Source organism: Pseudomonas sp. MF09150 (assembly GCF_059862355.1).
The window spans coordinates 532,032-556,051 of the sequence record NZ_JCBCUS010000004.1 but is presented as its reverse complement, the minus strand read 5'-3'; the positions used below and the strand labels follow the sequence as shown (position 1 = coordinate 556,051).

The window sequence follows — 24,020 nt, the reverse complement described above, 5'->3', positions numbered from 1 at the left end:
CAGTTACGGGTTCGGGTTGTTCCGGGCTGTTTTTGCGTAGACCATTGGCGCCTTGGTTTCTGTCCCCCCTACAGAGTGACTGCTATGCCTTTGCCTCCAGAGACGCGACCGGCGCCGTTTTCCCGGTCCGACTATAAAACCCTGGGCCTCGCGGCCCTGGGTGGCGCGCTGGAAATCTACGATTTCATTATTTTCGTGTTCTTCGCCCTGACCCTGAGCCAGTTGTTCTTCCCGCCGGAAATGCCTGAGTGGCTGCGTCTGCTGCAAAGCTTCGGGATCTTTGTCACCGGCTACCTGGCGCGGCCGCTGGGCGGGATCCTGATGGCGCACTTCGCCGATCGGCTGGGGCGCAAGAAGGTCTTCAGTCTGAGCATCCTGATGATGGCCCTGCCGTGCCTGCTGATCGGCATCATGCCGACCTACGCACAGATCGGTTATTTCGCGCCGCTGCTGTTGTTGGTGCTGCGGGTGCTGCAAGGCGCCGCGGTGGGCGGCGAAGTGCCCAGTGCCTGGGTGTTTGTCGCCGAGCACGCGCCGCCTGGCCATCGCGGTTATGCCCTGGGCTTCTTGCAGGCCGGGTTGACCTTCGGTTACCTGATCGGCGCGCTGACCGCGACCCTGCTCGCCCAACTGTTCACCCCGGCCGAGATTCTCGATCAGGCCTGGCGCTATCCGTTCCTCCTGGGCGGGCTCTTCGGGGTGATCGGCGTCTGGTTGCGCCGCTGGCTGAGTGAAACCCCGGTGTTCATGGCCATGCAGGCACGCCGCGAAACCGACGCCGAGCTGCCGCTGCGCACCGTGTTGCGCGAGCATCGCCTGGCGATGTTGCCGGCCTTGATCCTGACCTGTGTCCTGACTTCGGCGGTGGTGGTGTTTGTGGTCATCACGCCGACCATGATGCAGAAAACCTTCGGCATGACCGCCAGCCATACCTTCGCCCTGAGCAGCCTGGGCATCGTGTTCCTGAATATCGGCTGCGTGCTGGCCGGGCTGATCGTCGACCGCATCGGTGCCTGGCGCACGGTGATGCTCTACAGCCTGTTGCTGCCCCTGGGCATTGGCCTGCTGTATGCCAGCCTGATCGGCGGCAGCCAGTGGGTCGGCCTGGCCTACGCGGTGGCCGGGCTCGGGTGCGGCGTGGTCGGCGCGGTGCCATCGGTGATGGTCAGCCTGTTTCCGGCGCGGATCCGCGTGTCGGGCATCTCCTTTACCTACAACATCGCCTACGCCCTTTGGGCCAGCACCACGCCGTTGCTGTTGATCGCGCTGATGCCCTGGAGCCCATGGGTGTGTGTGATCTATTGCGTGGTGATGGGCGCGGTGGGCGTGGTCAGCGCCGGGTATTTCGGTTCGCGCCTGCCCAGTGAGACACGCTCGGCACTGCCGTCCGGCTGCTGATCCTGGCGAAGCGGGACATCCCGGAATCGACGTATTTCGAGACTGGCCCGTGCTAGAGCCTTCGCCGAGGGCTTGCTGTTTTTACCTGCCACGGCGCTGCAAAATTGCCTTCAGTCCTGGGCGATTTACCCGCTAATCTCCCCGGAACCCGTGGCCTGCACGGGCTTTTCGGGGGCTGTCTTGAGTCGATCGACGCTGTGTTCCTTGAGAGACTTTTCCACGCTGGAGCCGCTGTTGCAGATGGCTCTGGTGTCGTTCGTGCTGGGCCTGGTGTTTGCCGGTATCGAACTGTGGACCCAGAGCGCACCGGACTACGACCTGGAGGGCGCCAGCGTCGAGACCTTCAGCGCTAGGGTGTTGGAGGTGGGGCCCGGACGGATCCTGCTTGAGGAAGCCGAAGGCGGTGAGGTGCTGGCACTGACGATTGCGCGCGGTATCAGCCAATTGAACGCGGACCCGGCGCGGTTCAAGGGCCAGACGCTGACCGTCAGCCATCTGCGCCACTACCTGCTCAGTTGCAGTCGCGAGGGCGAGGCCCTGTGTCGCGCGCGGTGTACCTCGGCCAGCAGTTGCCGGGACAGTCGCCGCGAATATGAATCGTCGTTGAGCATGCTGTACGGCGCATGGGCCGTCACCTTGGCCAGCCTGGGTGCGTATGCCTGGGGACGGCGCGGCCGCAGGCCCTTGCGGGTCGAGGGCGAATGACCGGGACGGGTCGCGACCTCAGCTGCAGCACTCCGGCAACCAGCGGTCCAGGTCCCGCGCCCGTTCACGGCTCAGGCGGCTGACGCAGGTATTGATCAGGGTGGTGTGGGCCGGCGTTCCCGGTTGCACTTCAAACGCCTCGACCACGCAACTGGTGTCCCGGTATTTGATCCAGGCCCGTTGGGCATTTTTCAGTTTGCCGAGGTAATCCTGCTCCAGCAGCGGGTGGCTCTGATACTGGTGTTGCAGGCGCCCGAGCAGCGCCTGATAGCTGGCGTTGAGGGCTGCATCGGCGCGATCCTTGTCGAGCTGCGCACAGCGCTCGACCTGAGCGCCGAGGGTGATCCGCGAACAATCGAGGTCATCTGCCAGGGCCGCCGATGCCACGCCGAGCAGTAGGGTAAACAGAGCGATGGAGAACCGTGAAAGCCGGAGCGGGTGCAGCATGGCATGCCCTTGCGCGGATAAAAGAGCCGGCATTCTACAGCGCCTGCCACCGCCAGGCAGGCGCCTGGCGCGCCACAGCATGCCGCGGTTTGCCTCTGCTACTGCAAGCCGTACCAGAACAGCAGGGTGCCGATCAGGCCGACCAGCGAAACAATGCTCTGCAACACCGACCAGACCCACAGCGTCTGCTTGAGTTGCAGGCCGAAATACTCGCGCACCATCCAGAACCCGGCATCGTTAACGTGGCAGAAGAACACCGAGCCGGCGCCAATCGCCAGGGCCACCAGCGAGCTTTGGGTGGCGGCCAGGCCAGCCATCATCGGCGCAAGAATCCCGGCGGTCGTGGTGGTGGCCACGGTAGCCGAGCCGGTGGCCTGGCGCAGTGCCACGGCAATCAGCCAGGCCAGGAGCAGGTACGGCATATGGGCGCCTTCGGCGACCTTGCTGATGGTCTGGCTGACGCCGGCGTCCAGCAGGGTCTGCTTGAGGCCGCCGCCGGCGCCGATGGTCAGCAGCAGCACGGCAATCGGCGCCAGGCTTTTGCGCAGGGTGCCGCCGACTTCCTCACGGGGCATGCCGTTGGCCCAGCCCAGGCAGATCACCGCTGCCATGACCGCAATGCCCAGGGCCACCAGGGGCTCACCGAGAAACTTCAGGCTCAGGGCAACCGAGCTTTCAGGGGGCATTGCCACCTTGGCCAGGGTACTGCCGAGCATCAGCAGCACCGGCAGCAGGATAATCAGCAGCGACACGCCGAAGCTCGGCTGGCGCGGGGCCTTGGGCGGGGCGCTGAACAGGGCGCCAAGCTCAGCCGGCTCCTCCACGTGCATGCGCCGGGACAGCCAGTTGCCATAGATCGGCCCGGCCAGGATCACCGCAGGAATGGCGATGCAAAACCCCAGCAACATGGTCAGGCCCAGGTCGGCGTGCAAGGCACTGACGGCAATCAGCGGGCCGGGGTGGGGCGGCATCAGCGCGTGCAGGGTGGTCATGCCGGCGAGGGCCGGGATGGCGATTTTCAACAGCGGCTGCCCCGAGCGGCGAGCCATGACGAAGATGATCGGCACCATCATCACCAGGCCCACTTCAAAGAACAGCGGCAGGCCGATGACCATCGCCACCAGGGCCATTACCCACGGCAGCGAGCGGCCCTTGCCCAGCCCGAGCAAGGTAGAGGCGATCCGGTCGGCGGCGCCGGACTCGGCCATCAGGGCGCCGAGCATCGAGCCCAGGGCAATGATGATCCCGGCTTCGCCCAGAATGGCCCCGGCCCCCTTGCTGAAGGCCTTGGCCACCTCTTCCGGCGGCAGGCCGGCGCCAACCCCGGCGATGAAGGTGCCGATCAGGATCGACAGAAAAGGCGGCAGCTTGGTCGCGCTGATCAACACGATGATGGTGGCGATTGCCAGCAGGCAGCAGAGAATCAGGCGGGTGTCATGGACCATCCAGGCAGCAGTCGATACATCCAAGGCGGGGGCTCCTTATCGGACCAGGTTTAATTGTTACGTTTTGTTTCGTAGATTTGAAGCATACCGGACGCGCCCCGACCCGATGGGTTTTGCCCAGTTTTGGTGCATTTGTTAGCCAGCTAACGATTCCGGCCATCACCCGGCAGCAAGCCGGATAACCGCAGGATGACGCCAGGATGAGGATTGCGTCAGACAGGCAGGTAGGCGCCGCGAATCGAACTATCATCAGGCCGTCGATTTCGCGGAATACGAGGTAACGCCATGGGGGCCGGGCACAGTCACGGACCAGTACGCGCAGGGCACGAGCGCTCGTTGTGGATGGCCCTGGGGCTGACCGCCAGCTTCATGCTGGCCGAGGTCATTGGTGCTTTTGTCACTGGCAGCCTGGCGCTGCTGTCGGATGCCGCGCACATGTTGACCGACACCCTGGCGCTGGCGATTTCCCTGGTGGCGATCCAGGTTGCCAAGCGCGCCGCCGACCGCAAGCGCACCTTCGGTTATGCACGCTTCGAGATTCTGGCGGCGGCCTTCAACGCCATCCTGCTGTTCGTGGTGGCGTTCTACATCCTGTTCGAGGCCTGGCAGCGGTTGCGGTCGCCGGCCGAGATCCAGTCCATCGGCATGCTGCTGATCGCGGTACTGGGGCTGGTGGTGAACCTGATTTCGATGCGCCTGCTGGCGTCTTCCAGCGAGCAGAGCCTGAACGTCAAAGGGGCGTATCTGGAGGTCTGGAGCGACATGCTCGGCTCCCTCGGGGTGATTGTCGCGGCCTTGGTGATCCTCTACACCGGCTGGGGCTGGGTCGACTCACTGGTAGCGGCTGGCATCGGTTTCTGGGTCTTGCCGCGCACCTGGACCCTGCTCAGGGAGAGCATGAACGTGCTGCTGCAGGGCGTGCCCGACGGCATCGATATCGATCAGGTGGAGCAGGGCATTCGCGCCGTGGGCGGGGTCAGTGACGTGCATGATCTGCACATCTGGGCCCTCACCAGCGGCAAGAACGTGCTCAGTGCGCACCTGGTGGTGGATCTCTCGCAGCGCACCGAACAACAGGTGCTGGCCGAAGTCACGGAGTGGGTGCAGGAGCGCTTTGCCATTTCCCACGTGACCATCCAGGTCGAGCAGAGCGGCTTTCATCAGCACGACCATGGGCCCGAGTAGGCGCCCGACAGTCGCTCACTCACGTTCCTCAAGCACGTACCCGACACCGCGCAGGGTGTGGATCAGCTTGCTGTCGAACGGGTCGTCGATCTTCGCCCGCAGGCGGCGGATCGACACCTCGACCACGTTGGTGTCGCAATCGAAATTCATGTCCCAGACAAACGAGATGATCTGCGTGCGCGACAGCACCACGCCGCTCTGGCGCATCAGCAGGTGCAGCAGGGCGAACTCCTTGGTGGTCAGGTCGATGCGCTGCTTGCCGCGAAAGGCCCGGTGGCGGCCCTGGTCCAGCTCCAGGTCGGCCACTCGCAACACATCCGGGACCGGTGGCTGTTCACTGCGGCGCATCAAGGTGCGGACCCGGGCCAGCAGTTCGGGGAACTCGAACGGCTTGACCAGGTAATCATCGGCGCCCAGGTCCAGGCCTTTGATCTTGTCGGCCAGGCGCCCCAGGGCGGTGAGCATCATGATCCGCGTGGGGCTGCTTTCGCGTATGCGTTGCAGCACGCCCCAGCCATCCAGCAGCGGCAGGTTGACGTCGAGAATCACCAGGTCATAGGCGTGCTGCAGGGTGAGGTGCAGACCGTCCGCGCCATTGCTGGCGCAGTCCACGACATAGCCGCTTTCGGACAGCCCTTGATGCAGGTAATCGGCAGTTTTGGGTTCGTCTTCGATAACCAGGATGCGCATGCGGAGTGAGATCTCGGAGTTGAAAGGCAGTTGCGACTCGAACACGTGATGCCGGCCTACCCCAGGTCGTTGTGGTTTTGGTGGGGGATCAAGCATCGGCCGCCGAGGTATTTCCGGATGCGAAATACACCGCAGGGAAGGCGTCGATCCGGCGCTGTTTGAGGGACCGGATACTAATACAGAACCTTGAGCCAGAGCCTTGGCTAACGGATTTGTAATCTTTGCGCCACCCTGTTGATAAGTACCCGACGCTACATTTGGCCGGCATTCAATACCCTCCCTTTTAATGATTGAGCGGGGCGCAGTGTTGACTCAGCAGGCCGGTGCGAATGCCTTGGATGATTGGCCGGTCTCTGCTGTTTCAACCGTTGCGGCAACACTGCTTGTGCACAGGCCTGAATCGGTTATGCCCATCACCATGAGAATTTCCCTGCGGCGCCTGGTGGCCCTGTCTGGCGCCCTGTTATTGGCCAGCGTGGCGCTTGAACAGGCCCGGGCCGCCGAGGCATTGAGCCTGGACCAGGCCCTGCAGACCGCCGTCGCCAACAACCCGGAGCTGGCCGCGGCGCGCTGGGACGTCGAGATTGCCCAGGGCGCTCGACAACAGGCCGGACTTATCCCCAACCCGGTGCTGGCGCTGGATGCCGAAGACACTCGCCGCGATTCGCGCACCACGGCCATCAAGCTCAGCCAGACCCTGGAACTGGGAGGCAAGCGCGGGGCACGGGTCGAAGTCGCCAGCCGTGGCCAGGACGCGGTGGACCTGGAGCTGGAACGGCGGCGCAATCTGCTGCGCGCTGAGGTGATCGAGGCTTTTTATGCAGCCTTGCGTGCCCAGGAGCGCAGCCAGTTGGCCGAACGTTCCCTGGCCCTGGCCGAGCGCGGCCTGAACGTGGCCCAGGGCCGGGTGACCGCGGGCAAGGCTTCGCCGGTGGAAGCGGCACGGGCGCAGGTGCAGCTGTCGCAGATGCGCCTGGAGTCCAACCGCGCGCACATGGATCAGGGCAACGCCTATCGGCGCCTGGCCACGGTCAGTGGTGCATCCACTGTAGGGTTCAGCGCGGTTCAGGCCCCATCCCAGTTGCTGCCGAGCGTGCCGGCCGCCACTGCGTTGCTGGCTCGGCTGGAGCAAACGGTCGAATTGCGCCTGGCCGAGATGGCGATCGTGCAGGGGGAAGCGGCCCTGGGCCTGGAAAAGTCCCAGCGCATTCCCGACCTGGATATCAGCCTGGGCAGCCAGTACGACGCCAGCGCTCGCGAGCGGGTCAACCTGGTGGGGCTGTCGATGCCGATTCCGTTGTTCAACCGCAACCAGGGCAATGTGCTGTCGGCCGCGCGCCGTGCCGACCAGGCCCGGGATCTGCGCAACGCCGCCGAGCTGCGCCTGCGCGGTGAAACCCGCGATGCCCTGGACCAGTGGGCCACGGCCGAGAACGAGGTGCAGTCGTTCAACCGGGTGATTCTGCCCGCCGCGCAAAACGCCGTGGACAGCGCCACCCGCGGCTTTCAGATGGGCAAGTTCAACTTCCTCGAAGTCCTCGATGCCCAGCGCACCCTGATCGAGGCCCGCCGCCAATACCTGATGGCGCTGGCGCAAACCACCGAGGCCTGGGTGCGCATCGAACGCATCTACGGCGACCTGACGCTGCTTGACCGCAGCCGCTGACAACCCATTGCCGCTGAGCGTGCGCAATCCCTGGCGCAATTCCTGGAGCAGCGCCGCCAGTCGTTTTCCATCACTGCAAACCTTAGGCGCCGCAGCGTTGTTCGCCGGCGGCACAGCGTTTTTTCAGGAGCACCCATGAACAACAAACGAAGCATTGCCATCGCCTTCGGCCTGGTCGCAGCGCTGGGCCTGGCCGGGCTGCTGTTGCAGCAACGGGCCGAGGGCCAGGCCCCAGCGGCCAATGTCGAACCCGCGCCTGAAGAGCATGCCGAGGAAGAGGGGCTGCTCGAACTCAGCGCGCAGCAGATTCAAGCCGCCGGCATCGAGCTGGCCGAGGCCCAGCCGCGCCGCCTCAGTACCTTGCTGGCGCTGCCGGGCGAGGTGCGCTTCGACGAGGACCGCACCTCGCACATGGTGCCGCGAGCTGCCGGCGTGGTGGAGTCGGTGCAGGTCAACCTGGGCCAGGCGGTCAAGCGCGGCGACCTGTTGGCAGTGATCGCCAGCCAGCAGATCTCCGATCAGCGCAGTGAGCTGGCCGCCGCCGAGCGCCGGGTGCAACTGGCCCGCACCACTTTCCAGCGCGAGCGCCAATTGTGGGTCGAGCAGATTGCCGCCGAGCAGGATTACCTGTTGGCCCGCCAGGCACTGCAAGAGGCCGAGATTGCCCAGGCCAATGCGCGGCAGAAGATGAACGCTCTGAGCGGCAGCGCCCAGTTGGTGGGCGGCAACCGCTATGAAATGCGCGCGCCGTTCGACGCCGTGGTGGTGGAAAAACACCTGAGCCTGGGGGAGGTGGTCAATGAGTCCAGCGCCGCTTTCACCCTGTCCGACCTGTCCCGGGTCTGGGTCACGTTTGGCGTGTTTCCCAAGGACCTGGACAAGGTTCGGGTCGGCCAGGCGGTGACCGTCAGTTCCAGTGAATTGGGGACCCAGGTGCAGGGCCAGGTGGCCTATGTCGGCAGCCTGCTCGGCGAGCAGAGCCGTACCGCCACGGTCCGGGTCAGCGTCGCCAACCCTCAGGACACTTGGCGCCCGGGCCTGTTTGTCGCGGTGCAGGTGGCCACCGACAGCTATGAGGCGGCGGTCACGGTGCCCCAGGCGGCGATTCAGACCGTGGAAGGGCAACCCTCGGTGTTCGTGCGGGTCGACCACGGCTTCATGGCTCAGGCGGTCGTGACCGGAGCCAGCCAGGACGGCGTGGTTGAAATCAAGCAGGGCCTGGCGGCCGGCGCCCAGGTGGCCAGCAACGGCAGCTTCACCCTCAAGTCCGAACTGGGCAAAGGCTCGGCCGAACACAGCCATTGAATGGCCCCTCATAGAGTGATTTCACATGTTTGAACGCATCATTCAATTCGCCATCGAGCAGCGCATCATCGTGTTGCTGGCGGTGCTGCTGATGGCCGGGGTGGGCATCGCCAGTTATCAGAAACTGCCGATCGACGCGGTGCCGGACATCACCAACGTGCAGGTGCAGATCAACTCGGCGGCGGCCGGGTTCTCACCGCTGGAAACCGAGCAGCGCATCACCTTTCCCATCGAGACCGCCATGGCCGGCCTGCCCGGGTTGCAACAGACCCGCTCGCTGTCGCGCTCGGGGTTGTCCCAGGTGACGGTGATCTTCAAGGACGGCACCGACCTGTTCTTCGCCCGGCAACTGGTCAACGAGCGCCTGCAGGTGGCGCGCGAGCAATTGCCGGCGGGCGTCGAGGCGCTGATGGGGCCGATCTCCACCGGGCTTGGGGAAATCTTCCTGTGGACCGTGGAGGCCAAGGAGGGCGCGCTCAAGGACGACGGGACAGCGTACACGCCGACCGACCTGCGGGTGATCCAGGACTGGATCATCAAACCGCAATTGCGCAACGTGCCGGGGGTGGCCGAGATCAACACCATCGGCGGCTTTGCCAAGGAATACCAGATCGCCCCCGACCCCAAGCGCCTGGCCGCCTACCGCCTGACCCTGAACGATCTGGTGACGGCACTGGAGCGCAATAACGCCAACGTCGGCGCCGGTTACATCGAGCGCAGCGGCGAACAGTTGCTGATTCGCGCCCCGGGCCAACTGGCCTCGATCGACGACATTGCCAACATCGTGATCAGCAGCAGCGACGGCACGCCGATCCGCGTGAGCAATGTGGCTCAGGTCCAGATCGGGCGCGAGTTGCGCACCGGTGCCGCCACCGAGAATGGGCGCGAGGTGGTGCTGGGCACGGTGTTTATGCTGATCGGCGAAAACAGCCGCAGCGTGTCCCTGGCCGTGGCGAAAAAACTTGAAGAGATCAATCGTTCGTTGCCCGCAGGGGTGGTGGCGGTCACCGTGTACGACCGCACCAACCTGGTGGAAAAAGCCATCGCCACGGTGAAGAAAAACCTCTTCGAAGGCGCGTTGCTGGTGATCGTGATTCTGTTCCTGTTCCTGGGCAATATTCGCGCGGCATTGATTACCGCGATGGTGATCCCGCTGGCGATGCTGTTCACCTTTACCGGGATGTTCAGCAACCGGGTCAGTGCCAACCTGATGAGCCTGGGGGCCCTGGATTTCGGGATTATCGTCGACGGAGCGGTGGTCATCGTCGAGAACTCCATTCGCCGTCTGGCCCATGCCCAGCGCCATCACGGCCGTATGCTCACCCGCTCCGAACGCCTGCATGAAGTGTTCGCCGCGGCCAAGGAGGCGCGGCGGGCGCTGATTTTCGGCCAGTTGATCATCATGGTGGTGTACCTGCCGATTTTCGCCCTGACCGGGGTCGCCGGAAAAATGTTCCACCCCATGGCTTTCACCGTGGTGATTGCGCTGCTGGGGGCGATGATTCTCTCGGTGACCTTCGTTCCGGCGGCCATTGCCCTGTTTGTCACCGGCAAGGTCAAGGAAGAAGAAAACCTGGTCATGCGCAGCGCGCGCCGGGCTTACGCACCGGTGCTCGATTGGGTCATGGGCCACCGCTCCCTGGCGTTTGCCCTGGCCTTGCTGACTCTGGTTGGGTCCGGGCTGGTGGCGAGCCGCATGGGCAGTGAGTTTATCCCCAGCCTCAGCGAAGGCGACTTCGCTCAGCAAGCCTTGCGCGTACCGGGCACCAGCCTCACGCAATCGGTGGAGATGCAGCAGCGCCTGGAGCAGACCCTGATGGCCCAGGTGCCGGAAATCGAGCGGGTGTTCGCCCGTACCGGCACGGCGGAAATCGCCTCCGACCCGATGCCACCGAACATCTCCGACAGTTACCTGATGCTCAAGCCCAAGGCGCAATGGCCGGACCCGGGCAAGTCGCGGGAAACCCTGATCGCGGATATCCAGCGTGCCAGCGCAATTGTGCCGGGCAGTGCCTATGAGCTGTCGCAACCGATTCAGCTGCGTTTCAACGAGCTGATTTCCGGGGTGCGCAGCGATGTCGCGGTCAAGGTCTTTGGCGATGACATGGCGGTGCTCAACAGCACTGCCGCCGAGATCGCCGAGACCTTGCAGAAGCTCGATGGCGCCTCGGAGGTCAAGGTCGAGCAGACCACCGGCCTGCCGGTGCTGACCATCAATATCGATCGCGACAAGGCTGCGCGTTTCGGCCTCAATGTCGGCGACGTGCAGGACACCATTGCCGTGGCCGTGGGCGGGCGCCAGGCCGGCACGCTGTACGAAGGCGATCGGCGCTTCGACATGGTGGTGCGCCTCTCGGATGCCTTGCGCACCGACATCGACGGGCTGTCGCGGCTGCTGATCCCGACCCCGGCCCGGGCGGGCAGTGATTCCGGGCAGATCGGCTTCGTCGCGCTGTCGGAGGTGGCCAGCCTGGACCTGGTGCTGGGCCCGAACCAGGTCAGCCGCGAAAATGGCAAGCGTCTGGTGATCGTCAGCGCTAACGTGCGTGGGCGTGATATCGGCTCCTTTGTCGACGAGGCCACGCTGCGGATTGCCGCAGAAGTGAAAGTCCCCGCCGGCTACTGGACCAGTTGGGGTGGGCAGTTCGAACAACTGCAGGAAGCCACCCAGCGCCTGCAAGTGGTGGTGCCGGTGGCGCTGCTGCTGGTGTTCGGCTTGCTGTTCATGATGTTCAACAACCTCAAGGACGGCCTGCTGGTGTTCACCGGCATTCCCTTTGCCCTTACGGGCGGGATCATGGCGCTGTGGTTGCGGGACATTCCGCTGTCGATCTCGGCCGGGGTGGGCTTTATTGCCTTGTCCGGCGTGGCGGTGCTCAACGGCCTGGTGATGATTGCGTTTATCCGCAACCTGCGTGAGCAGGGAAGGCCCCTGGCGCTGGCGATCAACGAAGGCGCACTGACCCGCCTGCGCCCGGTCCTGATGACCGCGCTGGTGGCGTCCCTGGGTTTCATCCCCATGGCCCTGGCCACCGGCACCGGCGCCGAAGTCCAGCGCCCCCTGGCCACCGTGGTCATTGGCGGCATCCTCTCCTCGACCATCCTCACCCTCCTGGTTCTGCCCGCCCTCTACCACTGGGCGCACCGCAAGGAAGAACAGCCAACCACATGACCGCAGCCGCTGTAGCCGCTGCCGAAGGCTCGGGCCGCGTTCGGACGCTGGCCCTCAAAAACGCTGTGGTTACACCTGGCACTCCACGGCGCTTATCCGGGGCAGTGTTAACAGCGATGGTGTTAGAGCCAGGCGGCATCCCATAGGGGGGATTCGCCGACCCGTCGTGCCAGCCCCGCACGCACGGGGTTGAAGGTGATGTAGCGGACGATGGTTTTAAGGTCTTCGTCCTGGCGTACGGCGCGTTTGTGGTAACCCTTTTGCCAGACGCGGCCGTGGCTGTGGGGTGTTGGATTAAGGCTCAAGCTGCTTCTGGATGTGAGCTGGCACATCACCACACCAAGCGAGCGCGCCTGCAACTCGAACAACCCATGAATGGGGTCGGGCATGATCACCCAGGCCAGGGAATGTGTAGGCCCGACTTGGTCCTGGCTGCGCAGTTGGTCGACCACCAGGTGCCCCAGGTGGACGTCGCGGAATATGGGGTTTCGCTGCTCTGTCATGGCCGTTACGGAATAGAGCTGGCCGATTTGTGCGTGGCGCCCCTTGAGCAGGTGATGCCCCTTGGTTCGGAAAAACACTCCCTTGCCCTCGAGAGCGGGTGCATGAACCTTCGCCCTAGTTCCGAGACCTCCGGTTAACAGAAGTAACCGATAAGCAGATATGTCCTGTCGTCGAGCCTGGCGGTAGCGACTACAGGAACCGGGGAAGATGAGGGCAAAAAAAAACGCCCCTGATGGGGCGTTAAAAATTCATCTCTTTCCAAAGGAGCATCCAAAAACGCTTCAGAGATGAATGTGCTCTGGGGAACCTGCGTCAGATTTTTTCGTCAGCCGCGGAGGGCTTCGGGGCGCTGGGTTCGGGTCTGTCTTCGCTGCCACTGGCGGCGACTTGCTGGTTGTTGTCGCCGTGGATCTGTTCCTGTCCGAGCAGGAAACTGTCCCGTGCCAGCTGGGAGCGTTCGCTGCCATCAGCGGCCAGTGCGGCGGTGGTGATCGTGGCCAGAAGGCCGATCAAAAACAGTTGGGCAGGCTGCATGCTATGACTCCTGTAAAGGGCCCTGCCGGCAGCGGGAAGGCTGCGGGCTTGAACCTGTTCTGGAGTATATGGAGCACAACCTAACGAGAAGGTGAGGCCGATATTACAGTTCTGAAAGGTGTGAGTCTGTGAAGAAGTTTTAACGTCGGGCAGGCACCGAACCTGCCCGGCGCAAGGCTTAGAGAATCGCCAGCGGGTACTCGACAATCAGGCGAAATTCCTCGAGGTCGGACTCAAAGCGGCTGGAGCGAATCGTCGCCTGGCGGATGCGCAGCGACAGGTCCTTGAGGCTGCCTTCCTGCACCACGTACTTGGCTTCGATATCGCGCTCCCAGCGGCGCTGGTCGGTCAGCGGGTCGCCCGCCGCATCGCGACGCATGTACACCGAATTGGCGTTGCTGTAGTCGGCGCCGGTGCCTTTGCCGTAGCGGGTCATGAACGACAGGCCGGGAATGCCGAAGGTCTGCATGTCGAGGTCGTAGCGCACCATCCACGAACGTTCCTTGGGCGAGTTGAAGTCGCTGTACTGGATCGAGTTGTCGAGGAAAATCGAGTCCGACTGGCGCAGGTAGTCGAAGTCGTCATCGCCATTGTTGCGCTGGTGGGACAGGGCCAGGGTATGGGCGCCATAGGTTGCGCCGACCTTGGCACTCCAGATGTTGTTGTCGAATTCGCCGAGCCGTTTTTTGCCCTCGTCGACCGCCTTGTAGTAGTTGAAACCGGCGAACAGCGCCAGGTTCTCGGTGAGGGGATAGTTCGCCGCGGTACCGAAGTAGTGCTGGTCCCAGGCGTCTTTCAGGCGGCTGCTGTAGAGGCTGAAACTGAGGTTGGGGTTGAGCTGGTAATCGCCGCCGAAATAACCGACCCACGGCGAATCGACCTTGCCCGCGTAGAAGGTCGCGAAGCCATCGCGCATGCCGCTGCTGTCGGGCTGGCTCATGGCGTGCAGTCGTCCGCCTTGCAGGGTCAGGCCCTCGAGGCTGGTGTTTTCAAAGGTGGCGCCGCGAAAGCTCTCGGGCAGCAGCCGCGAATCTCCGTAGTGCACCACCGGGGTTTTCGGGAACACGTCGCCCACCCTGACCACCGTGTCCAGCAGGCGCATTTTTGCCGCGCCACCGACCTTGGCGTAATCGTCAGCCGGGCGATTGTCGCTGTCGACCGGCAGCACACCGAACGAGCCGCCCCCGCCGCTGCGTCCGGCTCCCGAATCGAGCTTGAAGCCGTACATGGCAAATGCATCCAGGCCAAGACCTACCGTGCCCTGGGTAAAGCCGGATTCGAAACGGCCGATCAGCCCCTGGGCCCAGGCCTCGGAGTAACCGTTGCCGGTGGGGCTGGACTGGCCTTTGCGGTCATCGCGATTGAAGTAGAAGTTACGGGCCAGCACGTTGAGGCTGCTGCCTTCGATAAAGCCTTCGGGCTTGTCGTCGGCCGCATTGACCGACACCGGGCCAAGCCCCAGTGCCGCGCAGAAAACGGACAACGACAAGCGGGTTTGAGTACGCATGAATTTCGCTCCTGAAGGGTGGCAGCTATCAACTTTTTTATCGTCAGAGACGTTCTTATTGGTCTGCTCGCGGCCGCGCCAAAAGCCGCACGGGGAGCCAGCGCGGATAGTTGCAAACGGCAGATAACCCCGGAGTGACGGGTGGATTACAATTTTGCAAGAACGGCAGGCAGCACGGCCCGTGCGCTTGGCAGAACCGCGCTGTTTTCGGGGCCGGTGCTGGAGGGCGGAGCTGGATGACAGAAATGTAAGGAGGCCGAGATCACCCTGACAGGGTCGGCTGGATATCCTCGCCAGCGTCATCCAGACGAGGAAACAATCGTGAAAGCAATCCAGTCAGTGATCGCCGCGTGGGTATTGGGCCTGTCATCCGTGGCGTGGGCCGAGGGCGGCGGTGAGCGCACGTTCCAGCGCGCGATGGACGCAAACCAGCAAGCCATGGAGCGCTACGCCACACAGCAGGGCAAGTTGGTGCCGAAGGTCGAGCTCTATCGATATGGCATGAACCTGGATATTTCCCGGGTGGTCAGCATGACCCCGCCGCTCAAGTCCTGTGGCCTGGTGCCCTCGCGCATGACCTACGAGGATTCCGCCGGGCAACTGCGGACCATCGAATATCAAGTGCAGGGCCAGTGCCGCAACAACGGCAGCTAACCCCGCGCGCGGGCCTCAATCTTCGGTGGTTTCGTGGGGCGCCAGGGCCGGTTCGAGGGCGACGATCATGTCCACTTCCACCGATGCATTTTTCGGCAGCTGGTACACCCCCAGGGAGGTGCGGGTGTGCACCCCAGCCTCGGCGAACACTGAGTACAGCAGGTCGGACGCCGCGTCGGCGACTTCGCTCTGTTGGGTGAAGTCGGCGGCGCTCTGCACATAGACGTTGATGCGCAATACCTTCTTGATGCGCTGCAGGTCACCCAGGGTTTGCTGGAGAATGGCCAGCGCGCGCAGGGTGCAGATCCGTGCCGCGTGCCGTCCCTGCTCCAGGGAGACCTCGGCACCAACCCGGCCGACCACCATCACCGTGTTGTCGATGCGCGGAATCTGGCCACTGACGTACACCTCGTCGCCATGTTGCACGGTGGAGACATAGTTGCCGCCAATCCGCATCTCCCCTGCGAAACTGTGGCCGACCTGGGCTGCAGCCTGGTCGAAAAGCGCCTTGCGTGAATCATCCATTACTCAACTCCGTCGATCAGCGTGGATTGTGCCGGGCACGACTATAACCTCTGCCTGATACCAGGCAAGAGGCCTGTCCGGGCTCCAGAGTGTGGCCGGTTCGCCGCTTGAAAGTATTTTTGTCAGACAAATCTCTATAGCTCTTCAGAAAAAACTTTCAGCGCCGATGGTTAGGCTCAGAACTGCCACTTATTTCAGTCCATCGGTGCATCCCATGTTCAACAAACGCTTGAAGCAAGAGCTGTCGGCTCTTCGCGAAGAACTCTCGAGCCTGCAGCAAGTCAAGGAAAGCCTCGAAAGCGAGATGATGGTTCTCACCCTGGATGCCGATGGACGGATTCACTCGGTCAACCACAACTTCGCTCAGGAGATGCTCTACAAGAGTGGCGATCTGCTCGGCCGGGCCCTGGAAGACCTGGTGCCTGAGCATGTTCGAAGCGATGAGTTTCACAAACGCTTCAAGGTGTCGTTGACCCGTGGCGAACACTTCGCTGGCGCGGTGCGCCTGTTGCGCGGCAATGGCCAGGAAGCCTGGCTGCGCTCCATCTCGCAGCCGATTCGTGACGCGGCCGGGCGGATCAAGTATTTCGCGATTTACTGCAGCGACCTGACCCGCACCATCGAGGCCTCGCGCGAGCACGAAAACCTGATCGGCGCCCTGGTGCGCTCCACCGCGGTGATCGAGTTCGACCTCAATGGCCACGTGCTGACGGCCAACGAGCGCTTCCTCAAGGGCATGGGCTACACCCTGGCGCAGATCCAGGGCAAGCATCACCGCATGTTCTGTGAGCCGGAGGAGTACAACAGCGCCGCGTACCAGGCGTTCTGGAAGCGCTTGAACAATGGCGAGTTCGTTGCCGAGCGCTTCAAGCGGATCGACAGCCATGGTCGCGTGGTGTGGCTCGAGGCCTCCTACAACCCGGTGCTCGACGCCAACAACAAGCTGTACAAGGTGGTGAAGTTCGCCACCGTGATCACCGATCAGGTCAATCAGGAAATAGCCGTCGCCGAAGCCGCCAACATCGCCTACAGCACCTCGCTGCAAACCGACAATAGTGCCCAGCGTGGCACCACGGTGGTGACCGAGGCAGTGAACGTGATGCGCGACCTGGCCAAGCACATGCAGCAGGCCGGCGACGGGATCGAGGCACTGAATGAGCAGTCGCTGGTGATCGGCACCATCGTCAAGACCATCAGCGGGATTGCCGAGCAGACCAACCTGCTGGCGCTCAACGCAGCCATCGAAGCGGCGCGGGCCGGTGAGCAGGGGCGTGGCTTTGCGGTGGTGGCGGACGAGGTCCGGCAACTGGCGTCGCGCACCAGCAAGGCCACCGAAGAAATCGTTGCCGTGGTGCGTCAGAACCAGGACATGGCCCGCGATGCAGTAGCCTTGATGGCCGAAGGTCAAAGCCAGGCCGAACAAGGGCTGGCCCTGGCTGCCGAAGCCGGTACGGTGATTGTCGAGATTCAGGACGGCGCGCAAAAAGTCGTGAGCGCGGTCGGGCAGTTCGCCAACCAACTCTCCACCTAAGCCCGGGCCCAGGCCCCATCCAACCCGCGTACGGTCCTGCACCGACGCGGGTTTTTTATCGCCTGGGCCCGGGGGCTGGCCCAGGCCGATTACAGATCCCGCTACAATCGCGCTTTTGCCCAAGGAGCCAGCATGAGCCCATCCCAGCGTCGTCCGGTGCCGTTGTCCAAGGCCTATCGCCTGCTCAACCATGGCCCCACCGTACTGGTCAGTGCCGCCCACGACGGGCAGCGCAACATCATGGCCGCCGCCTGGGCCATGCCCCTGGATTTCGAGCCGCCGAAAGTCGCGGTGGTGCTCGACAAGTCCACCTGGACCCGCCAACTGCTGGAAGCCGCAGGCACCTTCGTGCTCAACGTGCCCTGCGCGGCCCAGGCCGATATCGTGCAGACCGTCGGCTCCACCTCGGGCCTGGAGCTGCAACAGGGCGGTGGCGATAAATTCCAGGCCTACGGGCTACAGACCTTTGCCGGTGAACAGGTCGAGGCGCCGCTGCTGGAAGGGTGCGTGGCCTGGCTCGAATGCCGGCTGTTGCCCGAGCCGCACAACCATCAGCAATACGACCTGTTCCTGGCCGAGGTGATTGCCGCCCAGGCTGACTCGCGGGTGTTCAGCGACGGCCGCTGGCACTTCGAAGGGCATGATGCGCTGCGCACCTTGCACCACGTGGCCGGTGGCCATTTCCTGACCATTGGCGCGCCGCTCGACGGCCAGTTGCTGAAGCCGTGAGCCCGCTCCAGGCCGTGATCAGGGCCTGAACTCGCGGCGCAGCAGCGACAGTTGCAGCAGGTCATGATGCCGGCCCGCCCAGTACCCCGCCTCGCGCAATCGGCCTTCCTGCTCGAACCCCAGGCGCTCCAGCAGTTGCAGGCTCGCCTGGTTCTGCGGGTGCACCAGGGCTTGCACGCGGTTCAACTGCATCTGTGCAAAGCCCCAGGCCAGGACAGTCCGCAAGGTTTCGCCCATGACCCCCCGGCCCCTGGCGTCGGGGGCCAGGGCGAAGGCCACAAAGCAGCTGCGGTACTCGCGGCTCCATTTGAACAAACCGCAGTCGCCGAGCAACTGACCGTCCTGCCGGCATTCGATGCCCCAGCGGGTGCCGGGCGTGGCTTGCTGGCGCCAGGTGGCGAAGGTCTCGATCAGCGCCTGGGCCTGGGCCAACTCGTTAAGCGGGTCGCTGCCCAGCCATTGCATCGCCTGGGCGTCGCCATACATTTCCAGCAGCCTTGGCGCGTCTTGCGGCGTCAGTTCGCGTAGCAGCAGGCGCGGGGTTTCGCGGGTGGGAAAGTTGTTCACGCAAGGTCCTTGTCGAGGGGGATTCACGCGAGATAGCCGCCCAGCCGGGTGATGGTGAACGCCACGTATTCGCCGATCAGTGCCGGGTCGCTGGAGCGCACCACATCTTCGACCTGCAGCACCGCACAGTCGACCACCACCGGGGCGACGCTGACGATCCGGCCGTAGGCCTGGTAACGCCAGCCATCGAGGTGCTCCAGGCCCTGGCGCTGCGGGTGCTCGGGGGAAAATATCTGCGCCCATGACTGGTTTTCGTCCAGCTCGGCCGAGAACTCGAAGTCGAAGCGGTCGCCGACCTGGGGCATGGTCTCGGCGCTGACGCTGAACTCATCCATGACGATAAAGCGCTGACCTTGCACCTCCAGGCACGCTTCCAGGTAAGGGCCATCGGTGGCAATCAGGGTGGCGCGGACCATTGAACTCTCCTTGGTTGAATAACAGTGCAGCGAGGTTTCAGCAGGCCGCGAGGCCCAGGGCCCGGGCAAAGGCCTGCAGCTTGGGCGCGCACTGGCGCGAGGGTGGATAGACCAGCGACAGGCTGCGGCTGCACCCGGAAAACCCTTCGAGGATCGGCACCAGGCGACCGTCGGCCAAGGCGTCGTCGACCGCAAAGCTCATGACCTGGGCAATGCCGAAGCCGCCCAGCACGCCTTCCACCAGGGCATCGCCGATGTCGAAGATCAAGCGACTGGGCACGCTGACCTCACGCAGCTTGCCGCCTTGCATGAACTGCCAATCCACCAGCCGCCCGCTGCGCAGGTTACGCACGCTCAGGCAGTTGTGCTGCTGCAATTGTTCCAGGGTCTGCGGGGTGCCGTGGCGCGCGAGGTAGTCCGGCGCGGCCACGGTGACCCAGTGCAGGGCCGGCAACGGGCGGGCGATCAGGCGTTGGTCCTGGATCTCGCCGGTGCGCAATACCGCATCGAACCCCTCGTCGATGATGTCCACCAGGCGGTCGGTCATCACCGCCTCGATGCACAGCTCGGGGTGACGCGCGGTGAGCTGGCCGATCAGCGGCATCACCACCTTGCGCCCGAACAGCGATGGGGTGCTGATTTTCAGCAGCCCGGTGGGCGAGTCGCGGCGGTCCAGCAGCAGGTGTTCGGTGTGGGCCAGTTCCGCCAGCAGCGGCGCGGCGCGCTCCACCAGCACCTGGCCATCGGGGGTCAGGCTTACGCTGCGGGTATTGCGCTGCAACAGGCGCACCCCCAGTTGCTGCTCAAGGCGCGAAATAGCCCGGGACAGCCCGGACTGGGTCAGCCCCAGGTCGCCGGCGGCACGGGTGAAACTGCGGGTTTCGGCGACCCGCACCAGCAGGCGAACGGCATTGAGATCCATGATTTAAGTCATTACTGAAAGCGTGTGCAGCGTATTTATCATTTAACGCGCATCAATGACACTGGCCGCCGCTTTTTCCACACAAGGATTTCCCCCATGCCCGCTTCTCCTGCGGCCAAGCCTTCGGGCTGGATGCTGTTGCTGCTGGCCACGGCGCAACTGATCATCGCCCTGGACGCCACCATCGTATTTATCGCCTTGCCGGAGATTGGCCAGGAGCTGGGGTTTTCCGCGCAGCAGTTGCAGTGGGTGGTCAGTGCCTACAGCGTGGCGTTTGGCGGCTTCCTGCTGCTGGGTGGGCGTGCATCGGACCTGCTGGGCAAGCGCCGTTTCTACATCATCGGCCAGGCGCTGTATGCCCTGGCGTCCCTGGCGGGCGGCCTGGGCGGCAGCGCGCTGTTGCTGGTGCTGGCGCGGGCGGTGCAGGGCGTGGGCGGGGCGATGCTGTTCCCGGCAACCCTGGCGCTGATCAACAGCCACTACGCCGAAGGCCCGGCGCGCAACCGGGCCTTTGCCGTGTGGAGCGCGGCGTCGGCTGCGGGGCTGGCCCTGGGGGCGCTGCTCGGCGGTGTACTCACGCAGTGGTGGGGCTGGGAAGCGGTATTTCTGGTCAACGTGCCCCTGGCGGGCGCCTGCGCCTTGCTGGCCCGGCGCTGGATCCCGGCCGATGGGCGACGCGCCCGTGGGCGGCAGTTCGATTTGCCCGGCGCGCTGAGCGTGACCCTGGGTGGCACCCTGCTGGTGTTCGCCATCGTCCAGGGGCCGGAGTGGGGCTGGACGGCGCCGGCCACCCTGGGCTGTCTCGGGCTGGCCCTGGCCTTGCTCGGGCTGTTCGCCTGGATCGAGCACCGGGGCCGCGATCCGCTGATGCCGTTGCGCCTGCTCAGGCACCGCTCGCTGTGCATGGCCATGGTCCAGACCGCGTTGTTCATGAGCAGTTTTGGCGTGCAGTACTACTTCCTGACCCTGTATTTCCAACAGGTCTATGGCTACAGCGTATTGAACAGCGGCCTGGCGTTCTTGCCCTCGACCCTGGTCTGCACCTTTGGCATCTGGCTGGCCGAGCGCTCGCTGCTGCGGTTCGGCCTGCGCAGTACGTTGGTCAGCGGGTTGCTGGCTGGCGCCCTGGGCATCGGCCTGGTGTACCTGGCGCTGCCCACGGGGGCTGGTTACTGGAGCCTGTTGCCCGGGGTGATCGTGCTGAGCATCGGCCAGGGCATGACCTGGACCGCAATGTGGGTCTCGGCCGGGCAGGGGATTGCCGCCGGCGAACAGGGCGTGGCGGCGGGCATGGCCTCCACCAGCCAGCAGATCGGCGGCGCCCTGGGCCTGGCGTTGCTGGTGTCCCTGGCCAACACCGTCAGCGTCGACGGCGGCCTGGCCTACGGCCTGCAACTGGCGGTGGGGGTCAGTGCGCTGCTGGCATTGTTGGGCGCGCTGCTGGCATTGAGTCCGCAGCCAGCGCCTGCGCCCGTGGGTGCAGCGCAAGGCAACTGAGCGCGGGGCTTAGATCCACACGTCATTGGCGGCGGTGCGTTCGCCGCCTTCATGGCCGGTATTGCGCACGCCCTTGGGTTCGATCAGCAGCAGTTTCACTTCGTGCTCGGCAAACGGCTTGTGCTTGAGGCCCTTGGGCACGACAAACATCTCCCCCGGGTTGACGAACACCTGGCCATCGGGAAAGTCGATCCGCAACTGGCCTTCGAGGACGATGAAGGTCTCGTCGGTGTCCAGGTGGTCGTGCCAGATGAAATCCCCCAGCAGCTTTACCAGCTTGAACTGGTAGTCGTTCATTTCGGCGATGACCTTGGCTTGCCAGTGTTCGCTGAACAGGCTGTGCTTCTGCGCGAAGTTCAGGCTTTGGTAGGGCAGGGTCGAGATTTGATTGGTGGTCGTGGTCATGGCGGGGTTCCGGGCAATTGATTCTTGAGCGCCCAGAGTAGCCAGCGGTCTTTTGCGCTTCTTGTACGATTGTGCGTGGCTCAGCGGCCGTGCATTTTCAGCCAGCGGGCCGGGGGCAGGCCGTAGGTCTTGCTGAACTGGCGGGTCATGTGGCTCTGGTCGGTGAAGCCGGCCATCAGCGCCGCGCTGACCAGCGACTGGCCCTGCATCAACAGGGCGCGCACCAGATCCAGGCGGCGCATGGTCAGGTAGCGGTAGGGGCTGGTGCCGAACAACAGGCGAAAGTCCCGCGACAGGCTCCAGCGATCGCGGCCGCTGTGCTCGGCCAGCTCGTCGAGGGTGACGCTGCGCTCGAGGGCACCGTGGATCAGTTCGCGGGCACGTTCCGCCGCCAGGTAATCGAAGCGCTGACGTTGCAGCGGCACGCCGGACACCGCATTCAGCGCCTGGGCCAGGTCGTACAGCGCGTCTTGCTGTTCCAGCGGGTCGAGGGGGCTGTGCATGCTGCGCAGCAAGGTGTCGGTGGCGGCGGCCAGCCGCGGGTCGCTGGACAGGCCGTCCTTGATGAAGGGCAGCGGCTGGCCGCCGAGGATCTGCTGGATCAGCGCCGGCTCGACATACAGCATCCGGTACTGAAAACCTTCCTGGGTCCCGGCTTCGCCGTCATGCAGCTCGTCGGGGTGCAGGACCATGGTGGCGCCTGGCAGGCTGTGCCGCCAACCGCCGCGATACTGAAAACTCTGGACACCGGCCAGGGTCCGGCCGATGGCGTAGGTGTCATGCCGATGAGGGTCGTAGCCATGGCCCGAAAAAAACGCCTCGATGCGCTCCAGCCCCTGGGCAGGGGGAGCGCGGTGAACCCAGTCGGTCGGGGGCGTTGGCTTGGCCATTGGAGCGGTCTTGGTAGCAGGGGCAAGGAACGCACGTTAACCCAAGGCGCCAGCGCTGTCAGCCGGCATACCGGTTGATCCACTGCCCCGGAGTGGAGTAGAACGTGCTCTCCCTTCTCCTGTCATGGCGGTTGGCTCATGCAGCTCCCACACCTGATCTACGCGGCTCCCTTGCTGTCGCTGGCGTTGCTCTGGACCGTTGCGGTCATCACCCCGGGGCCAAACTTCTTCACCACGGCGCAGCTTGCGGCCAGTTGCTCCAGGCGCCACGGCCTGTTCGCCGCCCTGGGCGTGGCCAGCGGCACCGTGCTCTGGGGCCTGGCGGGCGGTTTGGGGATCAAGTCGCTGTTCACCGCGGCGCCGGCTCTGTACCTGGCGTTCAAGATCGCTGGCGGCTGCTACCTGATCTACCTGGGGCTCAAGCAGTTTCGCCGTAAACCGGCCGTCGCGGTCGACGCCAATGGCCTGCCGCACGAGCCGACGCGCAGCCTGTTCTCGGCCTACCGCCTGGGCTTTTTGGGCAACATGACCAACCCCAAGTCGGCGCTGTTTGTCGCCACTATTTTTGCCACCTCGATGCCGGCGACACTGCCACCGCAGCTGCTGGCCCTGGCGGTGCTGACCATGGCGTCGCTGTCGTTCTGCTGGTATTGCAGCGTGGCGCTGTTTTTTGCCAGCAGCCGCGTGGCCGGGGCGTATGGCCGCTCACGCAAGTGGCTGGAACGTTTTGCCGGCAGTTGCTACATGCTGTTCGGCGCCCATTTGGTGACCAGCCGCTGAGGCAGCGAGTTGGCGTAATGGCAGGACCTTGATGTCAGGAGACAGAGCATGAGCTTCACCTTCCGCGCGGCAGAAGAACGGGATATTCCACGGGTTTGCAGCTTTGCCCAAACCGAGCAGGACCTGTTCTTTTTCTTCCCGGCCGCCCATTGGCCGCTGACCCACGAGCAGTTGCGCGAGTCCATCGCCAAGCGCAGTGATTCAACAGTGATCGAGCGCGATGGCCAGGTCGTGGGTTTCGCCAACTTCTACCTCTGGGAAGCGCAGGGCACCTGCACCATAGGAAACGTCATCGTCGACCCCGAGGCCCGCGGAACCGGTGTCGGTGCAGCGCTGATCCTGCACATGATTGAGATCGCCCGCAGTCGACACCAGGCCGCCGAGGTCACTCTGTCGTGCTTCAACAGCAACGTCGCCGGACTGCTGCTGTACCCGAAACTGGGCTTTGTGCCGTTCGCCATTGAAGCCCGCAAAAACAAGCTGGACGAGCGCGTCGCCTTGATCCACCTGCGTTACGCCTCGGCTTGAATCCGGTAACGGGCGCGG

Annotated in this window: 24 protein-coding genes and 1 pseudogene; 13 read left to right on the top strand and 12 right to left on the bottom strand. The window is 64.1% G+C overall.

Going from position 1 to position 24,020, the window contains the following annotated elements:
* Positions 1–84 precede the first annotated feature (84 nt).
* Positions 85–1,398, top strand: a complete 1,314-nt coding sequence (locus tag AC19YX_RS18810; RefSeq protein ID WP_078472495.1) for an MFS transporter — start codon at positions 85–87, stop codon at positions 1,396–1,398.
* Positions 1,399–1,578: 180 nt separating this feature from the next.
* Positions 1,579–2,103, top strand: coding sequence for a hypothetical protein (locus AC19YX_RS18805; RefSeq protein WP_500606757.1), 525 nt, complete (start codon positions 1,579–1,581; stop codon positions 2,101–2,103).
* An 18-nt stretch (positions 2,104–2,121) separates the two neighbouring features.
* Here AC19YX_RS18805 and AC19YX_RS18800 read toward each other — a convergent pair whose 3' ends face one another.
* Entirely contained in the window at positions 2,122–2,550 is a 429-nt protein-coding gene (locus AC19YX_RS18800; protein WP_500606756.1) for a lysozyme inhibitor LprI family protein, read from the bottom strand.
* 98 nt (positions 2,551–2,648) lie between these two features.
* A complete protein-coding gene (locus AC19YX_RS18795; RefSeq protein ID WP_078472493.1) occupies positions 2,649–4,019 on the bottom strand; it encodes a GntT/GntP/DsdX family permease in 1,371 nt (456 codons plus the stop codon).
* 261 nt (positions 4,020–4,280) lie between these two features.
* Between AC19YX_RS18795 and AC19YX_RS18790 the strand changes: the two genes are divergently transcribed.
* A complete protein-coding gene (locus AC19YX_RS18790) occupies positions 4,281–5,180 on the top strand; it encodes a cation diffusion facilitator family transporter (protein WP_500606755.1) in 900 nt (299 codons plus the stop codon).
* A 15-nt stretch (positions 5,181–5,195) separates the two neighbouring features.
* Here AC19YX_RS18790 and AC19YX_RS18785 read toward each other — a convergent pair whose 3' ends face one another.
* Positions 5,196–5,870 carry a heavy metal response regulator transcription factor gene (locus AC19YX_RS18785; RefSeq protein ID WP_078472515.1) on the bottom strand — a complete coding sequence of 225 codons (675 nt, stop codon included), beginning with the start codon at positions 5,868–5,870 and terminating at the stop codon, positions 5,196–5,198.
* A gap of 406 nt (positions 5,871–6,276) precedes the next feature.
* Between AC19YX_RS18785 and AC19YX_RS18780 the strand changes: the two genes are divergently transcribed.
* The 3 genes from AC19YX_RS18780 to AC19YX_RS18770 all read left to right on the top strand — a co-directional run bounded on the left by AC19YX_RS18780 (position 6,277) and on the right by AC19YX_RS18770 (position 12,013).
* Positions 6,277–7,536, top strand: coding sequence for a TolC family protein (locus tag AC19YX_RS18780; RefSeq protein ID WP_500606754.1), 1,260 nt, complete (start codon positions 6,277–6,279; stop codon positions 7,534–7,536).
* A gap of 135 nt (positions 7,537–7,671) precedes the next feature.
* A complete protein-coding gene (locus AC19YX_RS18775) occupies positions 7,672–8,841 on the top strand; it encodes an efflux RND transporter periplasmic adaptor subunit (protein ID WP_078472490.1) in 1,170 nt (389 codons plus the stop codon).
* Positions 8,842–8,866: 25 nt separating this feature from the next.
* The gene (locus AC19YX_RS18770; protein WP_500606753.1) at positions 8,867–12,013 is read left to right on the top strand and encodes a CusA/CzcA family heavy metal efflux RND transporter; all 3,147 of its coding nucleotides are present in this window, start codon (positions 8,867–8,869) and stop codon (positions 12,011–12,013) included.
* A 122-nt stretch (positions 12,014–12,135) separates the two neighbouring features.
* On the opposite strand, the gene AC19YX_RS18765 is transcribed toward AC19YX_RS18770, so the two are convergent.
* The 3 genes from AC19YX_RS18765 to AC19YX_RS18755 all read right to left on the bottom strand — a co-directional run bounded on the left by AC19YX_RS18765 (position 12,136) and on the right by AC19YX_RS18755 (position 14,558).
* Positions 12,136–12,594, bottom strand: a complete 459-nt coding sequence (locus AC19YX_RS18765) for an REP-associated tyrosine transposase (protein ID WP_500606752.1) — start codon at positions 12,592–12,594, stop codon at positions 12,136–12,138.
* A gap of 235 nt (positions 12,595–12,829) precedes the next feature.
* Positions 12,830–13,051 carry a hypothetical protein gene (locus AC19YX_RS18760; protein WP_078472487.1) on the bottom strand — a complete coding sequence of 74 codons (222 nt, stop codon included), beginning with the start codon at positions 13,049–13,051 and terminating at the stop codon, positions 12,830–12,832.
* A gap of 178 nt (positions 13,052–13,229) precedes the next feature.
* Positions 13,230–14,558 carry an OprD family porin gene (locus AC19YX_RS18755; RefSeq protein WP_201127962.1) on the bottom strand — a complete coding sequence of 443 codons (1,329 nt, stop codon included), beginning with the start codon at positions 14,556–14,558 and terminating at the stop codon, positions 13,230–13,232.
* A 321-nt stretch (positions 14,559–14,879) separates the two neighbouring features.
* Here AC19YX_RS18755 and AC19YX_RS18750 point away from each other — a divergent pair, with 321 nt between their 5' ends.
* On the top strand, positions 14,880–15,212 hold the full coding sequence (locus AC19YX_RS18750) for a DUF2790 domain-containing protein (protein ID WP_500606751.1): 333 nt from the start codon (positions 14,880–14,882) through the stop codon (positions 15,210–15,212).
* Positions 15,213–15,227: 15 nt separating this feature from the next.
* On the opposite strand, the gene AC19YX_RS18745 is transcribed toward AC19YX_RS18750, so the two are convergent.
* Positions 15,228–15,737 carry a RidA family protein gene (locus AC19YX_RS18745; RefSeq protein WP_500606750.1) on the bottom strand — a complete coding sequence of 170 codons (510 nt, stop codon included), beginning with the start codon at positions 15,735–15,737 and terminating at the stop codon, positions 15,228–15,230.
* 166 nt (positions 15,738–15,903) lie between these two features.
* Here AC19YX_RS18745 and AC19YX_RS18740 point away from each other — a divergent pair.
* The 3 genes and pseudogenes from AC19YX_RS18740 to AC19YX_RS18730 all read left to right on the top strand — a co-directional run.
* A pseudogene (locus AC19YX_RS18740) lies at positions 15,904–16,722 on the top strand (PAS domain-containing protein); the annotation flags it as partial.
* A 114-nt stretch (positions 16,723–16,836) separates the two neighbouring features.
* Positions 16,837–17,268, top strand: coding sequence for a methyl-accepting chemotaxis protein (locus AC19YX_RS18735; RefSeq protein ID WP_371106533.1), 432 nt, complete (start codon positions 16,837–16,839; stop codon positions 17,266–17,268).
* 132 nt (positions 17,269–17,400) lie between these two features.
* Positions 17,401–17,997, top strand: coding sequence for a flavin reductase family protein (locus AC19YX_RS18730; RefSeq protein WP_078472482.1), 597 nt, complete (start codon positions 17,401–17,403; stop codon positions 17,995–17,997).
* An 18-nt stretch (positions 17,998–18,015) separates the two neighbouring features.
* On the opposite strand, the gene AC19YX_RS18725 is transcribed toward AC19YX_RS18730, so the two are convergent.
* From AC19YX_RS18725 to AC19YX_RS18715, 3 genes are read right to left on the bottom strand one after another with little or no spacing between them, the layout of a single operon-like run.
* A complete protein-coding gene (locus AC19YX_RS18725; protein ID WP_500606749.1) occupies positions 18,016–18,564 on the bottom strand; it encodes a GNAT family N-acetyltransferase in 549 nt (182 codons plus the stop codon).
* Between the two features lie 23 nt (positions 18,565–18,587).
* Entirely contained in the window at positions 18,588–18,980 is a 393-nt protein-coding gene (locus AC19YX_RS18720) for a hypothetical protein (protein ID WP_201127952.1), read from the bottom strand.
* Positions 18,981–19,017: 37 nt separating this feature from the next.
* Complete coding sequence (locus AC19YX_RS18715; protein WP_078472479.1) at positions 19,018–19,902, bottom strand: LysR family transcriptional regulator; 885 nt, start codon at positions 19,900–19,902, stop codon at positions 19,018–19,020.
* Between the two features lie 96 nt (positions 19,903–19,998).
* On the opposite strand from AC19YX_RS18715, the gene AC19YX_RS18710 reads away from it, so the two are divergent.
* Positions 19,999–21,399 carry an MFS transporter gene (locus AC19YX_RS18710; protein WP_078472478.1) on the top strand — a complete coding sequence of 467 codons (1,401 nt, stop codon included), beginning with the start codon at positions 19,999–20,001 and terminating at the stop codon, positions 21,397–21,399.
* Positions 21,400–21,408: 9 nt separating this feature from the next.
* Here AC19YX_RS18710 and AC19YX_RS18705 read toward each other — a convergent pair whose 3' ends face one another.
* Both AC19YX_RS18705 and AC19YX_RS18700 read right to left on the bottom strand, forming a co-directional pair.
* On the bottom strand, positions 21,409–21,804 hold the full coding sequence (locus tag AC19YX_RS18705) for a cupin domain-containing protein (protein ID WP_201127950.1): 396 nt from the start codon (positions 21,802–21,804) through the stop codon (positions 21,409–21,411).
* Positions 21,805–21,884: 80 nt separating this feature from the next.
* Entirely contained in the window at positions 21,885–22,694 is an 810-nt protein-coding gene (locus AC19YX_RS18700; RefSeq protein ID WP_078472476.1) for an AraC family transcriptional regulator, read from the bottom strand.
* Positions 22,695–22,832: 138 nt separating this feature from the next.
* Between AC19YX_RS18700 and AC19YX_RS18695 the strand changes: the two genes are divergently transcribed.
* Positions 22,833–23,474, top strand: coding sequence for a LysE family transporter (locus AC19YX_RS18695; RefSeq protein WP_500606748.1), 642 nt, complete (start codon positions 22,833–22,835; stop codon positions 23,472–23,474).
* Positions 23,475–23,522: 48 nt separating this feature from the next.
* On the top strand, positions 23,523–24,002 hold the full coding sequence (locus AC19YX_RS18690) for a GNAT family N-acetyltransferase (protein ID WP_500606747.1): 480 nt from the start codon (positions 23,523–23,525) through the stop codon (positions 24,000–24,002).
* The last annotated feature ends 18 nt before the right edge of the window (positions 24,003–24,020 follow it).

Coding starts and splice junctions, on each gene's coding strand:
- AC19YX_RS18800 (WP_500606756.1), bottom strand. CDS start 2,550: ATGCTGCACCCGCTCCGGCTTTCACGGTTCTCCATCGCTCTGTTTACC.
- AC19YX_RS18705 (WP_201127950.1), bottom strand. CDS start 21,804: ATGACCACGACCACCAATCAAATCTCGACCCTGCCCTACCAAAGCCTG.
- AC19YX_RS18785 (WP_078472515.1), bottom strand. CDS start 5,870: ATGCGCATCCTGGTTATCGAAGACGAACCCAAAACTGCCGATTACCTG.
- AC19YX_RS18715 (WP_078472479.1), bottom strand. CDS start 19,902: ATGGATCTCAATGCCGTTCGCCTGCTGGTGCGGGTCGCCGAAACCCGC.
- AC19YX_RS18755 (WP_201127962.1), bottom strand. CDS start 14,558: ATGCGTACTCAAACCCGCTTGTCGTTGTCCGTTTTCTGCGCGGCACTG.
- AC19YX_RS18760 (WP_078472487.1), bottom strand. CDS start 13,051: ATGCAGCCTGCCCAACTGTTTTTGATCGGCCTTCTGGCCACGATCACC.
- AC19YX_RS18770 (WP_500606753.1), top strand. CDS start 8,867: ATGTTTGAACGCATCATTCAATTCGCCATCGAGCAGCGCATCATCGTG.
- AC19YX_RS18720 (WP_201127952.1), bottom strand. CDS start 18,980: ATGGTCCGCGCCACCCTGATTGCCACCGATGGCCCTTACCTGGAAGCG.
- AC19YX_RS18735 (WP_371106533.1), top strand. CDS start 16,837: ATGCGCGACCTGGCCAAGCACATGCAGCAGGCCGGCGACGGGATCGAG.
- AC19YX_RS18690 (WP_500606747.1), top strand. CDS start 23,523: ATGAGCTTCACCTTCCGCGCGGCAGAAGAACGGGATATTCCACGGGTT.
- AC19YX_RS18745 (WP_500606750.1), bottom strand. CDS start 15,737: ATGGATGATTCACGCAAGGCGCTTTTCGACCAGGCTGCAGCCCAGGTC.
- AC19YX_RS18780 (WP_500606754.1), top strand. CDS start 6,277: ATGCCCATCACCATGAGAATTTCCCTGCGGCGCCTGGTGGCCCTGTCT.
- AC19YX_RS18730 (WP_078472482.1), top strand. CDS start 17,401: ATGAGCCCATCCCAGCGTCGTCCGGTGCCGTTGTCCAAGGCCTATCGC.
- AC19YX_RS18810 (WP_078472495.1), top strand. CDS start 85: ATGCCTTTGCCTCCAGAGACGCGACCGGCGCCGTTTTCCCGGTCCGAC.
- AC19YX_RS18695 (WP_500606748.1), top strand. CDS start 22,833: ATGCAGCTCCCACACCTGATCTACGCGGCTCCCTTGCTGTCGCTGGCG.
- AC19YX_RS18700 (WP_078472476.1), bottom strand. CDS start 22,694: ATGGCCAAGCCAACGCCCCCGACCGACTGGGTTCACCGCGCTCCCCCT.
- AC19YX_RS18710 (WP_078472478.1), top strand. CDS start 19,999: ATGCCCGCTTCTCCTGCGGCCAAGCCTTCGGGCTGGATGCTGTTGCTG.
- AC19YX_RS18775 (WP_078472490.1), top strand. CDS start 7,672: ATGAACAACAAACGAAGCATTGCCATCGCCTTCGGCCTGGTCGCAGCG.
- AC19YX_RS18790 (WP_500606755.1), top strand. CDS start 4,281: ATGGGGGCCGGGCACAGTCACGGACCAGTACGCGCAGGGCACGAGCGC.